The sequence below is a fragment of the Pseudomonas sp. SST3 genome, assembly GCF_003325755.1.
Window position 1 is genome coordinate 1 of the sequence record NZ_QORI02000222.1, and the last position, 1613, is coordinate 1613.

The 1613-nt window shown below is 50.8% G+C and carries 2 protein-coding genes; one reads left to right on the forward strand and one right to left on the reverse strand.

Features of this window, described 5'->3' with window-relative positions:
* Nucleotides 1-669: 669 nt before the first annotated feature.
* Complete coding sequence (locus tag DQ405_RS28025) at nt 670-876, reverse strand: co-regulatory protein PtrA N-terminal domain-containing protein (protein WP_041015578.1); 207 nt, start codon at nt 874-876, stop codon at nt 670-672.
* Nucleotides 877-1319: 443 nt separating this feature from the next.
* Here DQ405_RS28025 and DQ405_RS26825 point away from each other — a divergent pair.
* The coding region (locus tag DQ405_RS26825) for a response regulator (protein WP_168426503.1) at nt 1320-1613 on the forward strand (294 nt) is incomplete at its 3' end.

Below are 1613 nucleotides of genomic sequence, written 5' to 3' on the forward strand. Positions count from 1 at the left end.
AACATGAAGAGCTCAAGCATTATTGCGAGGGCATCGTTCAAACTCAGACGAGGCAAATCAATGATATGCGTACGCAATTGTGCGAGCGATTCAACGTTTGTGACTATCAGCCATATAACCCGATCACCAGAAGATGATCAGGATGTTCTGACTGCCTAGCGCCGTAATTCAATTGAGCGAGCCGGCATAGTCTGCGTTAAAAAGACTATCGCTAGCCGGCTGGCTCACTAAATAGACTCTGAAGAAGCGTTTCTGATTTGGTGAGTCCCCCGACTCCATCCGCCTAGTTTTTCGATGAAGCAGACGCGCTTCGCCGGCGCCGAGTAGGCCGGTTAGCGCAAACAGTGCCGCAAAGGAATTGTTCATGACTGAAAGGGGTACGCGCAACGGAACCGATTGTTCCCACTCGCTCCTTCCCAGACCACGTTGTTTGATCGATTCCGCTTCTTAAAATCAGGGGGGTCTGAAGTAGCCAAAAAATACCTGACTACTTCATACCAACTTGAGTCGTTTGCTATGCAGCGTTATTTCCTATGAGCGAGGCGAACAAGACAAGTTTTTAAGGTGGCTGAATATCAGTACTGTACGTACTTACGCAAACGTTGCGATTGCCAGCAGCGTGGCAGCTACAACAACCTTGAAATTGCCACCATTCAACGCGCCGCCTCTTCAGCACTTATGGTGCTTTTCTTGTAAAGCAGCCTTGGACGCAACCGCCTGAGCCTGGCCCTTCTGGTCAGCCTGATAAGTCGCGACCGCCGCTTGCCTAGCCTGCTCCATGCGAGCGAAGGTTCGATCACCGCCACCTTCAGCCAATGCATAGGACGAACTTGCTGCGATGACGAGCAGTACAGATAGGGATCTTAAAAGTTTCATTGCTTGTTACCTCGCTAAAATAAACATGAGTTACCCAGCGCAGCTCTAGTTAGAGGAGCCGTCGGTTTGGGCTTGTGTCTAAGCTAACCGAGCGTTCCTGTCAGATTGCTGATGGCAAAATTACAGTTTTGTCAGCGATGGAGTCCAAGTAGTAAAGTTTTCAAAGCGCACTTACCCAAGTGAGACGTTATCGTGTGAGGCAGCACAAGTGCTTCTGTCAAACTCCGGCTAAAAAAATGGCGCCGTGAAGGCGCCGATAGGCCAAAGGAGCATGGTCAGCCAGAAAAAACAGGTAATGAACGTGAACGGAAACATCATAATTCTCCTGATGCTAACGTAGCTCGCTGTCAGATAGCTGACGCGTACGTTACGTTTTTGTAAGGTGCTAGCCGCCCCCTTTGGCAGACGGCACACTGCTCCCTATTTCAGACAGAGGATCATTGATGAAGCTTCTTGTTGCCGAAGACGAGCCTAAAACGGGCACTTACCTACAACAGGGGCTCACCGAAGCGGGCTTTACTGTCGATCGGGTTATGAACGGGACGGATGCTGCTCAGCATGCGCTTAGTGAAGCCTACGACTTGCTTATCCTGGATGTAATGATGCCTGGACTAGACGGCTGGCAAGTCCTACAGAAAGTCCGCGCCGCTGGCAGTGACGTCCCCGTGCTCTTTCTGACAGCCAGAGACGGAGTTCAGGATCGAGTGAAGGGGTTGGAGCTGGGTGCCGATGATTAC

Excerpts from the sequence above, each read along its gene's own strand:
- DQ405_RS28025 (WP_041015578.1), bottom strand. The coding sequence starts at position 876 with ATGAAACTTTTAAGATCCCTATCTGTACTGCTCGTCATCGCAGCAAGT.